Genomic DNA, 15,626 nt, shown 5'->3' on the forward strand with positions numbered 1-15,626 from the left:
TTTAATTTTCTTTTTTCTCATAAGGTCTTCTGTGTTCATCATCACTTTCCAGGTTGGGTTCAGAATTGTGAGAATGATAATTTTTCGCCTCTCTTTTTATTTCGTCTGAAAGTAATTTTTCAATTCTTAATTTTCTCAATGCCATGTTCAGTTCGTTCCCAAAAAGCAAAAGATAAACATTTACATTCACCCAAACCATCAACAAAATCATACTTCCGATGGAACCGTAAAGTACGTTATAACGGGCAATATTTTTCACATATAACGCAAAGAAATATGTGGTTACCACAAACAGAACAGTCGTAAGAATTGCTCCCGGAATCGCCTGTCTGAATCTGATAATCTTCACCGTTCCCAACCAATAAAACATCGCTAAAAGGATAAAATAAAAGAGCGGAAATGATACAAAACCAATTATTTTAGAAAGATTTCTTACGAGCCAGGAAACATCATAAGACGGTGTAAACAGTTTGAGTACAACTTCCACATAATACACCCCGAAAAGCGCTAAAAATATGATACTTACGAAACCAATCGTAATAAAAAAAGAAAGAATAAATTCTTTTACATCGGTCAGTTTTTCCTCTGAGTTTTCATTGAATCCGTTAATTAAAGAAAAAGTACCATTTGTTGCAAAAACAAGTGCTACAAGAATTGTTAAATTACTGATTCCCTTCATGTTTGGGATAATATTATCTTCAATATAATTTCTTACATCACCTTCGATATTGGATGGGAAAATATTATGCATTAAAACTTCAAAAATATAGAACTGAAGCTTATCATAATGCGGCATATACGGAATTACCGAAAGTAAGAAAAGCAAAAAAGGAAATAAACTTAAGGTAAAACTCCAGGAAATACTTGCTGCCTTTCGACCTATATTACCTTTAAAAATTCCTGAAATATAGATTTGAAACATCTGCCAAAGTGATATTCCGAGTACCGGAAGATGGATGTCGTCTAGAAATTCTTGAAATTTCACGATAAATTTAGGAATTTTTAAAGCCATAAAGTATATTTGCGCTTAGCAAATATAAGAAATGCGAATCAGTTTAGTTTGTATTGGGAAAACAGATGACAAAGAAATTACATCTTTAATCGGTTATTATCTTACCCGCCTTCCAAAACACTGGAATTTTGAGATCATCGAAATTCCGGATGTGAAAAATGCCAAAAATCTTTCTTCCGAACTTCTCAAAAAAGAAGAAGCCAAATTATTTTTAAATCAAATCGATAAAAATGATCTGGTTATTATTCTTGATGAAAAAGGAAAACAGTTTACAAGCCGTGAATTTTCTCAGAAAATAGATTCGTGGATGAATTCTTCAGTAAAAAAAGTTCATATCTTGATTGGTGGAGCCTACGGTTTTTCGGATGAAATTTACAGCAGAGCCAACGAAAAAATGTCATTATCTAAAATGACATTTACGCATCAGATGATACGGTTATTTATTGTAGAACAGCTTTACAGAGCTGATCAGATTTTACAGGGGAAACCTTATCACAACGATTAAAAGATTGATAGATAGCAGGAATTAGATAATAGGTAGCATCAGAAGAATATATTTTTATAGTATTTGAGCTACTGTTAAAATATATTTTATTTTAAAATAATTACTCCCGCAGATTTCATAGATTTTCACAGATCGTAAGTGAAACAAAACGTGAAATCTGTGGGAATAAAAAATAATTATTTTTGTAAACCAATCTGTCTTTTCGCCTCTCCTACAACGAACGCAACCGAATTTGCGATATTAAAACTTCGAATCAGTTTAGACATAGGAATAGTCAAATGATTTTCAAAACGGTCTAAAACATCTTTACTCAAACCTTTACTCTCTTTTCCGAAAACCAACCAATCTCCATCCTGAAAATCGATTTCCAAATAAGATTTTTCAGCATGTGAACTCATTAGAAAAACACGAGACAAATTAGGGATATTTTTCATCCATTCGTCGACATTTGCATATTCTGTTACATCAAGATGCACCCAATAATCTAAACCGGAACGTTTCAGGTTTTTATCATCAATCAAAAATCCGAAAGGATGTATTAAGTGTAATCTGCTTTCGGTTCCTACACATAGTCTTCCGATATTACCGGTATTATTAGGGATCTCTGGTTCTACGAGAACAATATTTAACATGAATTTTTTAATTTAATTGGAGCTTAATTTTTTAACGCAAAGCTCGCAAAGATTTTATTTAATTATAAACGTTTTTAAGTTCGCAAAGGCGTTTGACTGCGTCGAATCTTCGATTTCATTCACCTAAGAAACGAAAAGATATATTTCTTTAAAAAAATAAGTCTATTTTTTCATACATTTTCCTGCAAACTCTGTCAATAAAGCTTTTTCGTGACCCAATGTAGCAGCTTTATCTAAATTGGAACACGCTTCTTTATCTTTTGCAGATTCAAACAAAATCGTTGCTTTTGTGACATAAGACTGCGAAAATTTAGGATCAATAGAAATGGCTTTATTGATGTCTGCTAAAGCTTCTTTTGATTTTTTCATTTTCAGATAGACATCTGCTCTTCCATTGTAAAGCAAAGACTCAGGTTTCTCAGTGAGCATTAAGTTGTAATCTTTAAGAGCACCTTCAAGATCTCCGCTATTTTTTTTAAGATTGGCTAATGCTGTTCTTGCCAAAATGTTGTCGGGAGCAAAAGTGAGAATCTGTTTTAGATCTGCCATCGCCAAATCTTTTTTACCTAAATTATTGTAAATCTTAGATCGAATTAAATAAATTTCAGCATTTTCAGGCTCAAGTTTTACTCCTGTATTGGCGTATTCTAAAGCTTTGGTACGATTTCCTTTTTGATTATGTAAAGAAGCCAGATTTTCATAAACAGCAATAGATTTAGGATTTGATTTTAAAGCAGATTCATAAGATTTAAAAGCCAAAGTCGTTTTGCCTAATCTTCTTTGTGAAGTTCCTAAACTAACGTAATAATCTGACTGATATTTCTGAATATGTTCCGAAAGCACCAATTTTGAATATTGCTCTTCGGCACATTGATAATCGGCTTTTTTAAAACATTCTTCAGCTATTCCTTTATCCTGAGCAGACAGAAAGTTAAGAGATGTAAGTACTACGCTAAGAACGAGTAAATGTTTTTTCATGGGTTTATAGTTTGTTTATTGATTACTTTTTTTGCGAGCATAGCAAAAAGCCCTCCCAATAAAGTTCCAACAAACGCCCCTACCAAAATATCTACCGGGAAATGTACTCCTAAATATATACGGCTGTACGCTACTACTGCAGCCCAGACAAATATAGCATAAGGAAACCATTTAAGTTTATCTTTCAATAAAAAACTTAAATAGCTTGCTAAAAAGAAAGTATTTGAAGCATGTGCAGAGTAAAAACCATATTGCCCGCCACATTTTACAATACGCATAACGTTTTGAAGTGAAGGGTCATGACAAGGTCTTAATCTTGCAACACCATATTTAAAAATCCCTGAAACCTGATCTGAAACTGTCACTCCAATCGCAATGAAAAGGAGTATATACAGCAGAGATTTTAATTTGAAATTTTTGTACAGAAGATAACAGAGAATCACATACAACGGAACCCAGATCCAGGTTGCAGAAATCATCATCCAAAACTGGTCAAACGGAGTATCGCCTAAATTATTAAGATAAAGGAATAGATTTTTATCTTCCTGAATAATTTCTTCCATATTTTAACGGCTTACCGGTCCTTCGTAAGTTTCATCATCTGCGGGTTTTACTTTTGGTAATTCGGTTGCAGAAGGCTGTTCCTTTAAAATATTTTCTTCGATGTTCTTCATCGGATTAAAGTCTTTTGCAGCATCTTTCACTTTCTCGATCTCACGCTTTATTTCAGAAACAGGATTATCTGTTTCTTTCATGATCTCAGTTTTGATGTCTTCTACTGCGCCACGCATTTTTCTCACTCCCGCTCCAAGGTCGCGAGCAATTTGGGGTAGTTTATCCGGACCAAATAAAACTACAATTGCAATGGCAATAAGTGCCATTTCTCCAATGCTTAATTCCATGGTGCTAAATTACAAAAGATTATATATATAAAATATGATATGTTTAATTTTAAATAAATTTTAAGATTTATTTTTCTGAAAAGCATAATAAGTAATCACAACGCTTACAGACATCAATATAAATGCTAAAAAGAAAGGTGCTCCGGAAAACTTAAACGGCGCTTCATCATGGGTGAAAAAGTAAAATAAATTGGTCATTACAGGTGGACCTATAATGGATGTTGCACTCATTAAACTGGTTAAAGCTCCCTGCAATTCTCCCTGTTCGTTTGAAGGAACCGATTTTGTGATCACAGACTGCAAAGCAGGACCGCAAATTCCACCCAAACAATAAGGAATTAAAAATACAAACATCATCCAACCTTCGGATGCGAATGAGAACAGCAGCAATCCTATCGCGTATAATATTAATCCGTAATAAATACTTTTTTGTTCACCCAACTTTGGAGTTGTCCATCGGATTAAAACTCCCTGAACCAAACCGACCAAAAGACCAACGACACCTAAAGAAATACCGACCATTCTTTCTGTCCAGTCAAATTCGTACATCGTAAAGAAGCTCCAGTTACTTTGTACTGCATGACCTGCAATATAAATTAAAATTAAAGCAAAGATTAAACCTGAAATTTCAGGATGTTTTCCTAAAAACTTGAATGAACCAACAGGATTTGCACGTTTCCAGCTAAACTCGCGTCTTTTATCTTTATCTAAACTTTCAGGAAGGATGAAATAACCATAAAGGAAATTTAAAAGACATAAGCCTGCTGCAGCATAAAACGGAACTCTTGCTCCATAATGACCTAAAACACCTCCTAAAACCGGACCTATAATAAAACCTAAGCCAAATGCAGCACCAATTAAACCGAAGTTTTTGGCTCTGTCTTTATCTGTAGAAATATCGGCAATGTATGCACTTGCTGTAGTAACACTCGCTCCGGTAATTCCCGCAATAATTCTTCCTACAAACAGCCATAAAATGGTTGGAGCCAATGCAAGCAAAATATAATCAATGGCAAAACCAAAAAGTGAGATCAAAATAATAGGTCTTCGCCCAAATTTGTCACTAAGATTTCCTACAACCGGAGAAAAAACAAACTGAACGAAAGCATAAGCAAAACCGAGCCAGCCTCCATATTTTGCAGCTTCACTGATGTCTGCGTGAATCAGTTCTTTGATCAGTTGCGGAACTACAGGAATGATGATTCCCCATCCCGTTATATCTATCAGCAACGTGATAAATATAAAACTCATTGCTGCTTTCTTTTTTGAATTTTCCATTGTTGTGCAAAAATAAGGAAATCGGGAAAAATATTCGTGTTAAATTAATGAATTGTTGTTGGTTGATAGTTGATGGTTTTTGGTTGATGGAATAACTGTTTTAGTTTTAATTAAAATCAAATTATGCATATCCGTTTTCCATCATAATAAAAATTTTAACACAAAGAGCGCAAAGATTTCTTTAAACAATTCGCTGTTTTTAAGCTCGCAAAGGCGTTTGACTTCGTCTAATCTTCGATTTCACTTAGATAAGCACACAAAGATTTTTTTAATATGACAAAAAGCGGACAATCATTAATCAAATTTAGAAGTCATAAAAAAAGAGCCTTTCGTGTGAAAGGCTCTTTAATATATTTAATGTAGTTGATATTACTTTGTAGCAAGTAATTCTTTATCTGATGAAGATTTACCGTGTACGTCTTCTTCTTTTCCTGTTTTAAGGAAGTCGTAAGCAATTGCCGATGCAATGAAGATGGATGAATAAGCTCCAAATCCAATACCGATTAACAATGCAAACATAAATCCTCTCAAGTTGTCTCCACCAAAGATGAAGATGGCAAGAATTACAAGTAAAGTGGTAAATGTTGTGTTGAACGTTCTACCTAAAGTACTAGAAATAGCATCATCAAACAATCCTGATAAAGTAAGCGCTTTCTTCTCTCTCAAGTATTCTCTAATTCTATCGAAGATAATTACGGTATCGTTGATTGAGTAACCCAATACTGTAAGAATTGCTGCAATGAAATCCTGGTTAACCTCCATGTTGAAAGGCATTACCGAATGGAATAAAGAGAACGCACCTAAGATAATGATCGCATCATGTAATAGTGCCGCAACAGCACCCAATGAAAACTGCCATTTTCTAAATCTCACCAAAATATAGATGAAAATACCTGCCAAAGCAGCAACAACCGCAAGAGTACCGTGTGTCTGGATATCATCAGCAACAGAAGGTCCTACTTTTTCAGAAGAGATAATTCCTGCGTGATCTGTGTCTGCAGATTTAAATTCTTCTAAAGTCATGTTTGCAGGAAGATTTGGTTTTAAACCTTCAAATAATTTTTGCTCAATAGTCTGGTCAGCTTTCAATGATTCGTCATTGATAAGGTAATCTGTAGAGATCTTCAGCTGATTGTTGTTTCCGAAAGTTTTAGCTTCTACAGAAGAGTTTTTACCATCCTGAGTTGTGAAAACTTTAACTAAACCATTTTCAACATCTTCTGCATTTACTTCTTTATCAAATCTTACAACGTAGTTTCTACCACCCGTAAAATCGATACCAAATTTAAATCCGTTAACGAAAATTGATCCTAAAGAGATTACCGTTAAAATTGCAGAAAGAATATATGAATATTTTCTTTTTCCAATGAAATCGATCCAAGTATTTCTGAATAAGTTTTTCGTTGGAGGAGTCCAAACTGAAAGACTTTTACCTTTATTTAATCTGTGGAAGATCATTACTCTTGAAAGTAAGATTGATGTAAACAATGTCATTACAGCACCAATCAATAACGTCAATGCAAATCCTTTGATAGGACCTGTTCCGAAGAAGAACAATACTACCGCTGTAAGGATCATCGTTAGGTGACCATCAATAATTGCATTCAATGCATGTTTGAAACCATCTTTGTAAGCTTCAAGAATATTTTTACCTGCAAATAATTCTTCTTTCGTTCTTTCGTAAATAATTACGTTGGTATCTACCGCCATCGCCATTGAAAGTACAATACCCGCAATACCAGGAAGCGTTAAAGTAAAGTCTCCGGAATCCATAATCCCGAAAATGTAGAATAAGTTGATGATCATTGCAATTACCGCATAAACTCCAGCTAAACCGTAGTAGAAAATGATGTATGCAATAATAATTAAGAATGCGATAGAGAATGACATCACTCCCGCATCAATAGACTCCTGTCCTAAAGACGGACCTACTTGTGTAGCCTGTACTACTTTTGCACCTGCAGGTAATTTACCCGCTCCTAAAACGTCTACCAATTCTTTAGCTTCTTCCTGAGAGAAGTTACCAGAGATTTGAGTTCTACCGTTAGGAATTGCACCCTGTACATTTGGCGCAGTATATACTCTGTTATCTAAAGTTACAGCAACTGGTTTTCCTACGTTTTTCTCAGTAAGCGTTTTCCAATCTTTAGCACCTTTAGAATCCATTTGCATATCTACCACTACTCTGCTCAATTCATCGTAACCGATGTTTGCAGTCTCTACAGCACCGTCTACCGGAGCTTTTTGGTTGATATTACCTCTTACAGCATATAGAACCAAGCTTTTTTCATCTGTAGATTCTGGCTTGTAACCCCACATAAACTGGGTATATTTAATATTTGCAGGACGTAAAGACTGCGCAATTTTACTGTTTAAGATCTTGTTTACTTTTGCAGTATCTGTCAGTTTCACACTTCCTACAGAGCTCATGCTTCCAGATTTCCCTCCTTGCATTAAGTTTAGGAAATTAGTATTTTTAGCAACTCCCATAGAGTCACCTTTTGCAGCAACTGTAGCACTTAAAGTCTGGAAATATGGTGCAACCTCAGCAAACTGCTGTACTTCCCAAAACTGAAGTTTTGCAGAAGTCTGAAGCATTTTCTTCACCTTATCGATATCTTTCATACCCGGCATTTCTACAGAGATTCTTGCCGTTCCCGGAACTCTCTGTACGTTTGGCTGGATAGCTCCCAATTTATCAATTCTGGTTCTGATTACTTCAAAAGCTGTACCTACAGAAAGATCAATTCTTTTCTTAACGATGCTTTTTACCTGCTCATCAGTGGTGTTGAATTTAATCTCAGAAAGATTAGTGTTTCCGAAGATTTCAGGATCTGCAAGTTTAAGGTTTGCGCCTTTTGCTTTGTTTACGGCATCAAACTCAACAAAGAAATTGTCGATATAAGATTTAGTAGAGTTTTTCTGAGCTTCATCTGTTCTGTTAAGAGCCTCAATAAGAATAGGATTGGTAGAATAATTAGTTAAATCATTCACCAAATCTCTCTGATTGATTTCCAAAAGAACGTTGATCCCCCCTTTCAGGTCAAGACCTAGCTTCATTTCTTTGTCTTTTGCCTTAGCATAAGAAAGTTCTGTAAATCCAAGATTTAAAGTTTCATCCTTTAATCTCTGGATTTCTTTCTCGTTTCCGTTCGCAGCTTCGATTTGCGATTCAATTTTGCCGGCGTACCAGGTTGGTAATAGCTCATTTAAGCAAATTAACCCTAGTACAATAGCAACAATTGTAATAAGTCCTTTTCCTTGCATTTTGTTATAACTACGTTAAATTAAGTCGGCAAATATAATGATTTTATTGATATTTTATGAACTTTTGGCAACAGAAATGGTTTATTTTCAGATATATCGGCAATCTTATTTTAATGATATTTTATGGCTAATTTTATTAAATATTAAAAATAAGTATTGGTACGAAATTTTCATTTGAACTTTACAACACCTTAAATTTCAAAATATTATGAGAAGACTATTACTTTCAATAGCATTATTCTCTTCCTTAACAGTACAATCTCAAAGTTTTGTTCTGGAAGAATTTGCAACCGGGCTTACAAGTCCCGTAGAGATTACCAACACAAACGACAGCCGTCTTTTCGTAGTACAACAGAATGGAATCATTAAGATCATACAACCTAACGGAACTGTGAATGCTGCAGACTTTCTTAATATAAGCAGCAAAATTACATTCAATGGAGAAAGAGGGCTTTTAGGTTTGGCTTTTCATCCGCAATATTTAACTAACGGATATTTTTTCGTGTATTATAACAATACAGCCGGAAATATTATCGTAGCAAGATATTCTGTGAATACGGCAAATCCGAATACAGCTGATCCCAATTCAGAAAAAATTATTTTAAATATTCCCAAACCTTTTGCCAATCATAATGGTGGAAGCATCCATTTTGCTCCTGACGGAAATTTGTGGGTTGTAACGGGCGACGGCGGAAGTAGCGGTGATCCCAACAATAATGCTCAAAACAAAAATTCATTATTAGGAAAAATGCTTAGAATTGATATTAATTCTGCAGGAGCCTACAATATTCCTACCGGAAATCCTTTTATTGGCGTTGATGGCTCAGATGAAATTTGGTCTTACGGTTTAAGAAATGCGTGGAAGTATTCTTTTGACTTAACCAGCGGAAACGTAATGATTGCTGATGTAGGACAAGGATTGTTTGAAGAAATCAACCGAATGCCGATAACGCAGGCTGGAATCAATTATGGATGGAGATGTTATGAAGGAAATAATGATTATAACACAACAGGTTGTGCAGCTTCTTCAACGATGACTTTCCCGGTTGCTGTTTATGATCATTCCGGAAATAAATGTTCCATTACCGGAGGTTATGTTTATCGTGGAACACAGAATCCTTCTTTACAGGGAAAATACTTTTTTGCAGATTACTGTTCTTCGCAAATCGGTACAATGGATCCCAACAATTCAATTTCTTGGACGACACCTTTTACCGGAAATAATTTTTCAACCTTTGGACAAGACAACCTTAAAGAACTTTACGTAGCTGCTGTAAATAATGGTAAAATTTACAAAATTAAGACAACAACTTTAGGAGTTCAGGACGCTACATTCAGCCAAATAAGAGTTTACCCAAATCCTGCATCAGAAAGAATTTTTGTGGATGGATTAAAGGGTAACAACAATATTGCTGAAATTTTCAGTACCGAAGGAAGAAAAGTTTTGGACGAAACAAAATTCGATTCTGAAAACAGCATCAATATCTCAGGAATTCCTGCAGGAGTTTACTACATCAATATTAAATCGGGAGATTTTAAATCTTACAGTCAGAAAATAATTATTAAATAAACTCAATTCGAATTAAACAACAAGCATAAATTACTATTGTAAAAATTTATATTTAACGCAAAGATTGATTTTCACAAATCTTATTTTTAAGGAGCAAAGATGAATCAATAAGTTGATTTTTATAAAGCTCTCGTTTATTCAAGCTTCATCAGCGACTTGTCGCCATTCTTTGCTCCTTAAAATAATAAGCTGAAAAATTAAAATCTTTGCGTGATAAAAAATTTTGCTCAATTACTCTTCCAGAACTCAAGAATTAATTCTAAAAATATACTTTAGATATCAATAAAAAAGCGATTCATTTCTGAATCGCTTTTTTGTTATATTGTCATTGAAAAAATTCTGGTTTCGGGTTTATTTCTCAACATTCTGAGATCAAAAACCATCGCTACATTTCTTGTGAAAGCTCTTCCTTTTTCCGTTATTTTTATTTGATTGTTGTTAATTTCAACCAATTCATCACGTTCCATTTCCTGAAGCATATCAAAAGCGTTTTCAAGCTCCGGAATGGCGTCTTTATTTTCAAAAGTAGTTTCCAACTGGCACATTAAATTTAGAATATGTCTTCTGATCGATAGATCTTCTTCATTCAAAACATGTCCTTTCACGACAGGAATTTCACCTTTTTCCACAATTTTTTGGTATTCTTCAACGGTTTTTACATTTTGAGCAAAAGCATACCAAGAATCTGAGATAGAACTCATCCCCAAACCTATCATCAACTGAGTTTTACTCGAAGAATATCCCATAAAATTACGATGAATGTCTCCTGAGATCATAGATTTATACAGTTCATCTTCTTCAAGAGAAAAATGATCCATCCCTACTTCTTTATATCCTAATTCTTCCAATAATTTTTTGCCATCTTCATACAGTCTGCGTTTCTCTTCACCGCTTGGCAAATCATTTTCATCAAAACCTCTTTGCCCCACTCCTTTTATCCATGGAACATGAGCGTAAGAATAATAAGCAAGACGATCAGGTTTTAGCTCTAAAGTTTTATGAATGGTAAGTGCCATACTTTCCCAGTTAGAATGTGGTAAACCATAAACCAAATCGTGAGAAATACTTGTATACCCAATTTCTCTGGCCCATTCTGTAACATTTTTTACATTTTCGAAAGGCTGAATTCTGTTGATGGCTTTCTGAACTTTCAAATCATAATCCTGCACCCCAAAACTGGCTCTTCTAAATCCTAAATCAAACAAAGTCTGAAGATGCTCTCTTGTTGTATTATTTGGGTGACCTTCAAAAGAAAATTCAGGATGTTCTGCAATTTCAACGGTGTCAAAAATTCCCTGCAATAAGGTTTTTAGATTTTGCGGAGAAAAAAACGTTGGCGTCCCACCTCCTAAATGCAGTTCTTTTAGCTTCGGCTTTTCATTAAATAATTGAAGATAAAGCATCCATTCTTTTAAAACACTTTCAAGATAAGGAACTTCTACACTGTGTTGCTTTGTAATACGTTTGTGACAAGCGCAAAAAGTACACAATGCTTCACAGAAAGGAAGATGAATGTATATTGAAATTCCCTCTGCCGAATTGCTTTCATTGAAAGATTTTATCACACTTGATTTCCATTTTTCCGGAGAAAAAGTAGATTCGTCCCAATAAGGAACAGTGGGATAAGATGTATAACGCGGACCTGGAATATTATATTTATCGATTAACGAATTCATTTGATACTTTATATTTTTTCTAAACTAATGAAATTGGTGAATTTCATTCTGCAAAATTAACCAATACTTCTGAATTAGAGATCATGAATTATATTAGTCTTTCTTTTCGAAATTTATAATGAGTCTAAATACCTCTTCCGCAAAATTCTTTCCTAAATCGATGTAACCCGCACTGTCATAATGCCATGGGTCGTTTCCGTAATTGTATTTTTGGGTAGAACGAACAATCGCAGCGTTTTTATCATCGCGAACAAATTTCTCCTGAGCATACTGTACCAACTCTCCTATTGGCCAGACTTTTCCTTTTTCATTTTTACCCGAATCTGAAATTTTTCCAATTACAACCGGTAAATCATCGGTGCGTAAAGCAGCCCGCATCTGATTCATCAAAGTTTTCAGATGAGCGTAATAATTATTGGCAATTTCTTCGTTGTAGCTTGCATCTCCTTCACCTTGCATCCAAAGAATTCCGGACATTTGTAATTCGTCTGCTTTTCCGTTCCCGTCAATATCTTTTTCGCTTAAAGCATTTTTTACGGTTTTCAGAAAATAATCATATTGATTCAGTCCGTTTTTTCCGTGATAATCTGAATCCCAACAGCCGAAACTTCCTGTCGCAAGACTGTCTATTGAAGTACCTTCTCTCGCATATTTGATCAACGCAATTTTATCATTCGGAAAAAGTTCTTTCATTCTTTTGGCAAAAGTCATTTCCAAACCAAATCGATCTGAAAGTGTATTGGTTTTTCCATCAGTTTTAAAACCTGTTCCGTTTCCGGCTTTCAAAACATCCCACTTTCCCACTCCGCCATTTTTTTCTCCGTCAGGAACAGAATTTCCCTGGAAAATATAAACATCTTTAATGGTTTTTAAATCATTTGGAAGATCTTTATTATATCCAAACCCGTTCATATTTGACTGACCCGCCAAAACGAAAACTCTTATTTTTTGAGTATAAAAAAAGGTTGGAATTAATAAAAAAAGAAATATTTTTAAATTTTTCATTAGAAAATTTTGATCAAAGGTAATTTTAAGAAATTTTAAATCTGCTGTAATCGAAAAGATATGCTCTATCTAAAGCATTTAAAATTTTAATTTCATCAATGAAATCTTGTCTTTCCCAGCAAAAACAATCGTATTTCCATCAACCCATTTGCAAACATAAAATCCTTTTTCGTCGGAAATTTTCTTCCATGTTTTTCCAAAGTTTGAAGAATAACTGATGTGTTGATCGCCTACCGAAATCATTTCTTTACCTTTCGAATTAGGTTTTATTTTTACACAGGTTGTATATCCTGCATTTTTTCCTGATGCCTGAATTTGCCAGGTTTTTCCGCCATCATTTGTCGTTGCAATATTATTGACAGTGGCTTCCTGTTTTGTGTAATCACCACCAACAGCGATTCCAAAATTCTGATTGACAAAATCAATAGAATACATTCCCTGAGCCGATTCTCCTTGAACGAAAGGTGTTTTATAGACGTTTGATTTTAAGGTAGTATAATCTATCTTAATAATTCTTGAGCTTTTCCCTCCAGTTGCGATCCAGATATTAGTTCCCTGATGAGCAATATTAGTATTACTTGCTGCAAAAGCTGCTTCACCTTCATTTAATTTTATGGTATTAAAGCCTTCTCTTTTGGTGAGTGTATTAAAATCTAAAACAGAATTTAATTTTGGCATGATAAAAGATAATTTCAGATTCAAATCTTTTGCGGGATCACTGAATGTAACTCCATGCTCATCATTTACAAAAATGAATGCATCGTAAAATGCCGTTTTCAAAGTATCTGTATAAATATTTACAACCGAAAGATCTTTTTTATCTATTCTAAAAAAATGAGCCGGACTTTCAATATTAATGGCATAAAAAGCATCTTTATTTTGTGCTAATGTTCTAAACTGCAACTTCTTTTCAGACAGTTTAATCTGTTTTTGAGTTTTACTGTTTTTTAAATCAACAAAACCGAATTTAGATTCCGTTCCGCTGTACCAGACTTTATTATCATACAATTCGATTGCTCTGATGCTTATTTTATCATTTAAAATAGTTTCAAAACTTTCGATTTTTTGAGAAAACATCAATAAACCAACCGTAGAAAATAACAAAGTGAAGATCTTTTTCATAATAACAAAAATAAAAAATCCGCAGAAGATTAAACTGCGGATTGTAAAATATATATTTAAAACTTATTTTTCGATAAATTCATCATAGCCACCTTTGTTCAGTACACTGTTTCGTTTACCATACAGGAAGTAAATTAAAAGTCCTAAAGCCAACCAGCCAATTGCCATGTAAATTGCGGTTGCTTCAAGATTAATGATTAGATAAATATTAATTAAAATTCCTAAAGATGCTACTACAGGAAGCATTGGTGTTTTGAAACCTCTTTTTAATTCCGGTTTTCTAACTCTTAATAACCACACTGCAAAACAAACCATTGTAAATGCAAATAAAGTCCCGAAACTACACATATGTACCAAAGTACTGATTGGTGTAAGTGCCGCAACAGTAGCTACAATTAAACCTAAAAGAATCGTATTTTTATAAGGAGTTTTTCTTACAGGGTGAATTTCTTTGAACATTCCCGGAAGAAGACCGTCTTTTGCCATTCCCAAGAAAATTCTAGACTGTCCCAACATCATTACCAACAATACAGAAATCAATCCGATAGTTGCAGCAACAGTAATTAAAATTACAGCCCAATCCATTCCTGTCGCTTTTTCAAAAGCAATCGCAACCGGAGCAGTTAGAGCATCAGGAATAGATCCGAAATCTTTATAATTCATCATTCCGGTTAATACAAGTGACATCAAAATATATAACGCGGTACAAACCAATAATGAAGTAATAATTGCAAAAGGAATATCTTTTCTAGGGTTTTTAGCTTCCGCAGCCTGAGTAGAAACTGCATCAAAACCAATATAAGCAAAAAATACAGCGGCTGCACCGGCAATAATACCGTTAAAACCATACGCTGGTCCCATTTTTCCATCAGACTGAAGAATCATTTTTTCGTCCGGAATAAATGGTGTAAGATTATCCATATTAATAAATAAAGCTCCAACAACGATTACAAAAACTACAACAGAAGTTTTTAAAATTACAATCATATTGTTTGCACCCGCAGCTTCTTTAGTTCCTTTTACCAAGATCGCAGTAACGATCAAAACAATAATAAATGCTGGTAAATTAAACGCAAAACTAGGTTCTGTTAAGCCATGAGCTACTGCATATTGCTTTGCCGTCGCAAAATCATTCGTGAGATAATAAGGTAATTCTACATTGATGATTTTCAAAAATTTATTAAAATATCCGGACCAGGAAACCGCCACCGTCATAGAACCCATTGCGTACTCCAATACCAATCCCCAACCGATAAGCCAGGCAAAAACTTCCCCTACTGTTCCGTATGCATAAGCATAAGCAGAACCTTCAACAGGCAATAACGCTGCAAACTCTGCATAACAGAGTGCCGCAAATATACAGGCAATCCCTGCAACAACGAATGATAAAGCTAAAGCAGGACCCGCATGATAGTAAGCTCCGGTACCTGTAAGTACAAAAATTCCACCTCCGATAATCGCACCGATACCAATGGCTGTAAGGCTCCATTTCCCAAGAACCCTCTTAAGCTCACTCTTTTTCATATCGGCCTCATAGGCTCCTAATGGTTTTGTTTTCCAAATATTTGACATATTGTTTTCTTTGTTTTAAAGATTTACGAAAATATAAAAAATTTGGAGACCTTAACATTTATTGACAAACTTTCGTCAATTTATTTTAATTCCAGACTATACAAAAC

Annotated in this window: 13 protein-coding genes; 2 read left to right on the top strand and 11 right to left on the bottom strand. The window is 34.4% G+C overall.

The window, feature by feature from the left end; all coding sequences use genetic code 11:
- Window position 1 precedes the first annotated feature (1 nt).
- On the bottom strand, window positions 2–1,012 hold the full coding sequence (locus tag FDY99_RS01130) for a YihY/virulence factor BrkB family protein (RefSeq protein WP_139418730.1): 1,011 nt from the start codon (window positions 1,010–1,012) through the stop codon (window positions 2–4).
- Window positions 1,013–1,043: 31 nt separating this feature from the next.
- Here FDY99_RS01130 and FDY99_RS01135 point away from each other — a divergent pair, with 31 nt between their 5' ends.
- Window positions 1,044–1,517, top strand: coding sequence for a 23S rRNA (pseudouridine(1915)-N(3))-methyltransferase RlmH (locus FDY99_RS01135; RefSeq protein WP_139418731.1), 474 nt, complete (start codon window positions 1,044–1,046; stop codon window positions 1,515–1,517).
- Between the two features lie 176 nt (window positions 1,518–1,693).
- On the opposite strand, the gene FDY99_RS01140 is transcribed toward FDY99_RS01135, so the two are convergent.
- The 6 genes from FDY99_RS01140 to secD form a co-directional block, all read right to left on the bottom strand.
- On the bottom strand, window positions 1,694–2,149 hold the full coding sequence (locus tag FDY99_RS01140) for a tRNA (cytidine(34)-2'-O)-methyltransferase (protein ID WP_139418732.1): 456 nt from the start codon (window positions 2,147–2,149) through the stop codon (window positions 1,694–1,696).
- Between the two features lie 162 nt (window positions 2,150–2,311).
- Complete coding sequence (locus tag FDY99_RS01145) at window positions 2,312–3,127, bottom strand: tetratricopeptide repeat protein (protein ID WP_139418733.1); 816 nt, start codon at window positions 3,125–3,127, stop codon at window positions 2,312–2,314.
- On the bottom strand, window positions 3,124–3,690 hold the full coding sequence (locus FDY99_RS01150) for a phosphatase PAP2 family protein (RefSeq protein WP_074228197.1): 567 nt from the start codon (window positions 3,688–3,690) through the stop codon (window positions 3,124–3,126). The genes FDY99_RS01145 and FDY99_RS01150 overlap by 4 nt, the downstream gene beginning before the upstream one ends.
- A 3-nt stretch (window positions 3,691–3,693) precedes the next feature.
- Window positions 3,694–4,029, bottom strand: coding sequence for a Sec-independent protein translocase subunit TatA/TatB (locus FDY99_RS01155; RefSeq protein WP_074228196.1), 336 nt, complete (start codon window positions 4,027–4,029; stop codon window positions 3,694–3,696).
- Window positions 4,030–4,089: 60 nt separating this feature from the next.
- Complete coding sequence (locus FDY99_RS01160; RefSeq protein WP_139418734.1) at window positions 4,090–5,307, bottom strand: TCR/Tet family MFS transporter; 1,218 nt, start codon at window positions 5,305–5,307, stop codon at window positions 4,090–4,092.
- 369 nt (window positions 5,308–5,676) lie between these two features.
- Window positions 5,677–8,574, bottom strand: a complete 2,898-nt coding sequence (gene secD / locus FDY99_RS01165) for a protein translocase subunit SecD (RefSeq protein ID WP_139418735.1) — start codon at window positions 8,572–8,574, stop codon at window positions 5,677–5,679.
- A gap of 208 nt (window positions 8,575–8,782) precedes the next feature.
- On the opposite strand from secD, the gene FDY99_RS01170 reads away from it, so the two are divergent.
- Window positions 8,783–10,144: a PQQ-dependent sugar dehydrogenase gene (locus FDY99_RS01170; RefSeq protein WP_139418736.1), complete on the top strand. Its 1,362-nt coding sequence runs from the start codon at window positions 8,783–8,785 to the stop codon at window positions 10,142–10,144.
- A 317-nt stretch (window positions 10,145–10,461) separates the two neighbouring features.
- On the opposite strand, the gene hemN is transcribed toward FDY99_RS01170, so the two are convergent.
- The 4 genes from hemN to FDY99_RS01190 form a co-directional block, all read right to left on the bottom strand.
- Window positions 10,462–11,820 (bottom strand): oxygen-independent coproporphyrinogen III oxidase, encoded by a 1,359-nt coding sequence (gene hemN, locus FDY99_RS01175; protein ID WP_139418737.1) that lies wholly within the window; start codon window positions 11,818–11,820, stop codon window positions 10,462–10,464.
- A gap of 93 nt (window positions 11,821–11,913) precedes the next feature.
- Window positions 11,914–12,825: a sialate O-acetylesterase gene (locus FDY99_RS01180; RefSeq protein WP_139418738.1), complete on the bottom strand. Its 912-nt coding sequence runs from the start codon at window positions 12,823–12,825 to the stop codon at window positions 11,914–11,916.
- 78 nt (window positions 12,826–12,903) lie between these two features.
- Window positions 12,904–13,947 carry a WD40/YVTN/BNR-like repeat-containing protein gene (locus FDY99_RS01185; RefSeq protein ID WP_139418739.1) on the bottom strand — a complete coding sequence of 348 codons (1,044 nt, stop codon included), beginning with the start codon at window positions 13,945–13,947 and terminating at the stop codon, window positions 12,904–12,906.
- A 63-nt stretch (window positions 13,948–14,010) separates the two neighbouring features.
- Window positions 14,011–15,519: an APC family permease gene (locus FDY99_RS01190; protein WP_139418740.1), complete on the bottom strand. Its 1,509-nt coding sequence runs from the start codon at window positions 15,517–15,519 to the stop codon at window positions 14,011–14,013.
- Between the last annotated feature and the right edge of the window lie 107 nt (window positions 15,520–15,626).

This window comes from Chryseobacterium mulctrae (assembly GCF_006175945.1).
Taxonomy (GTDB): Bacteria; Bacteroidota; Bacteroidia; order Flavobacteriales; family Weeksellaceae; genus Chryseobacterium; species Chryseobacterium mulctrae.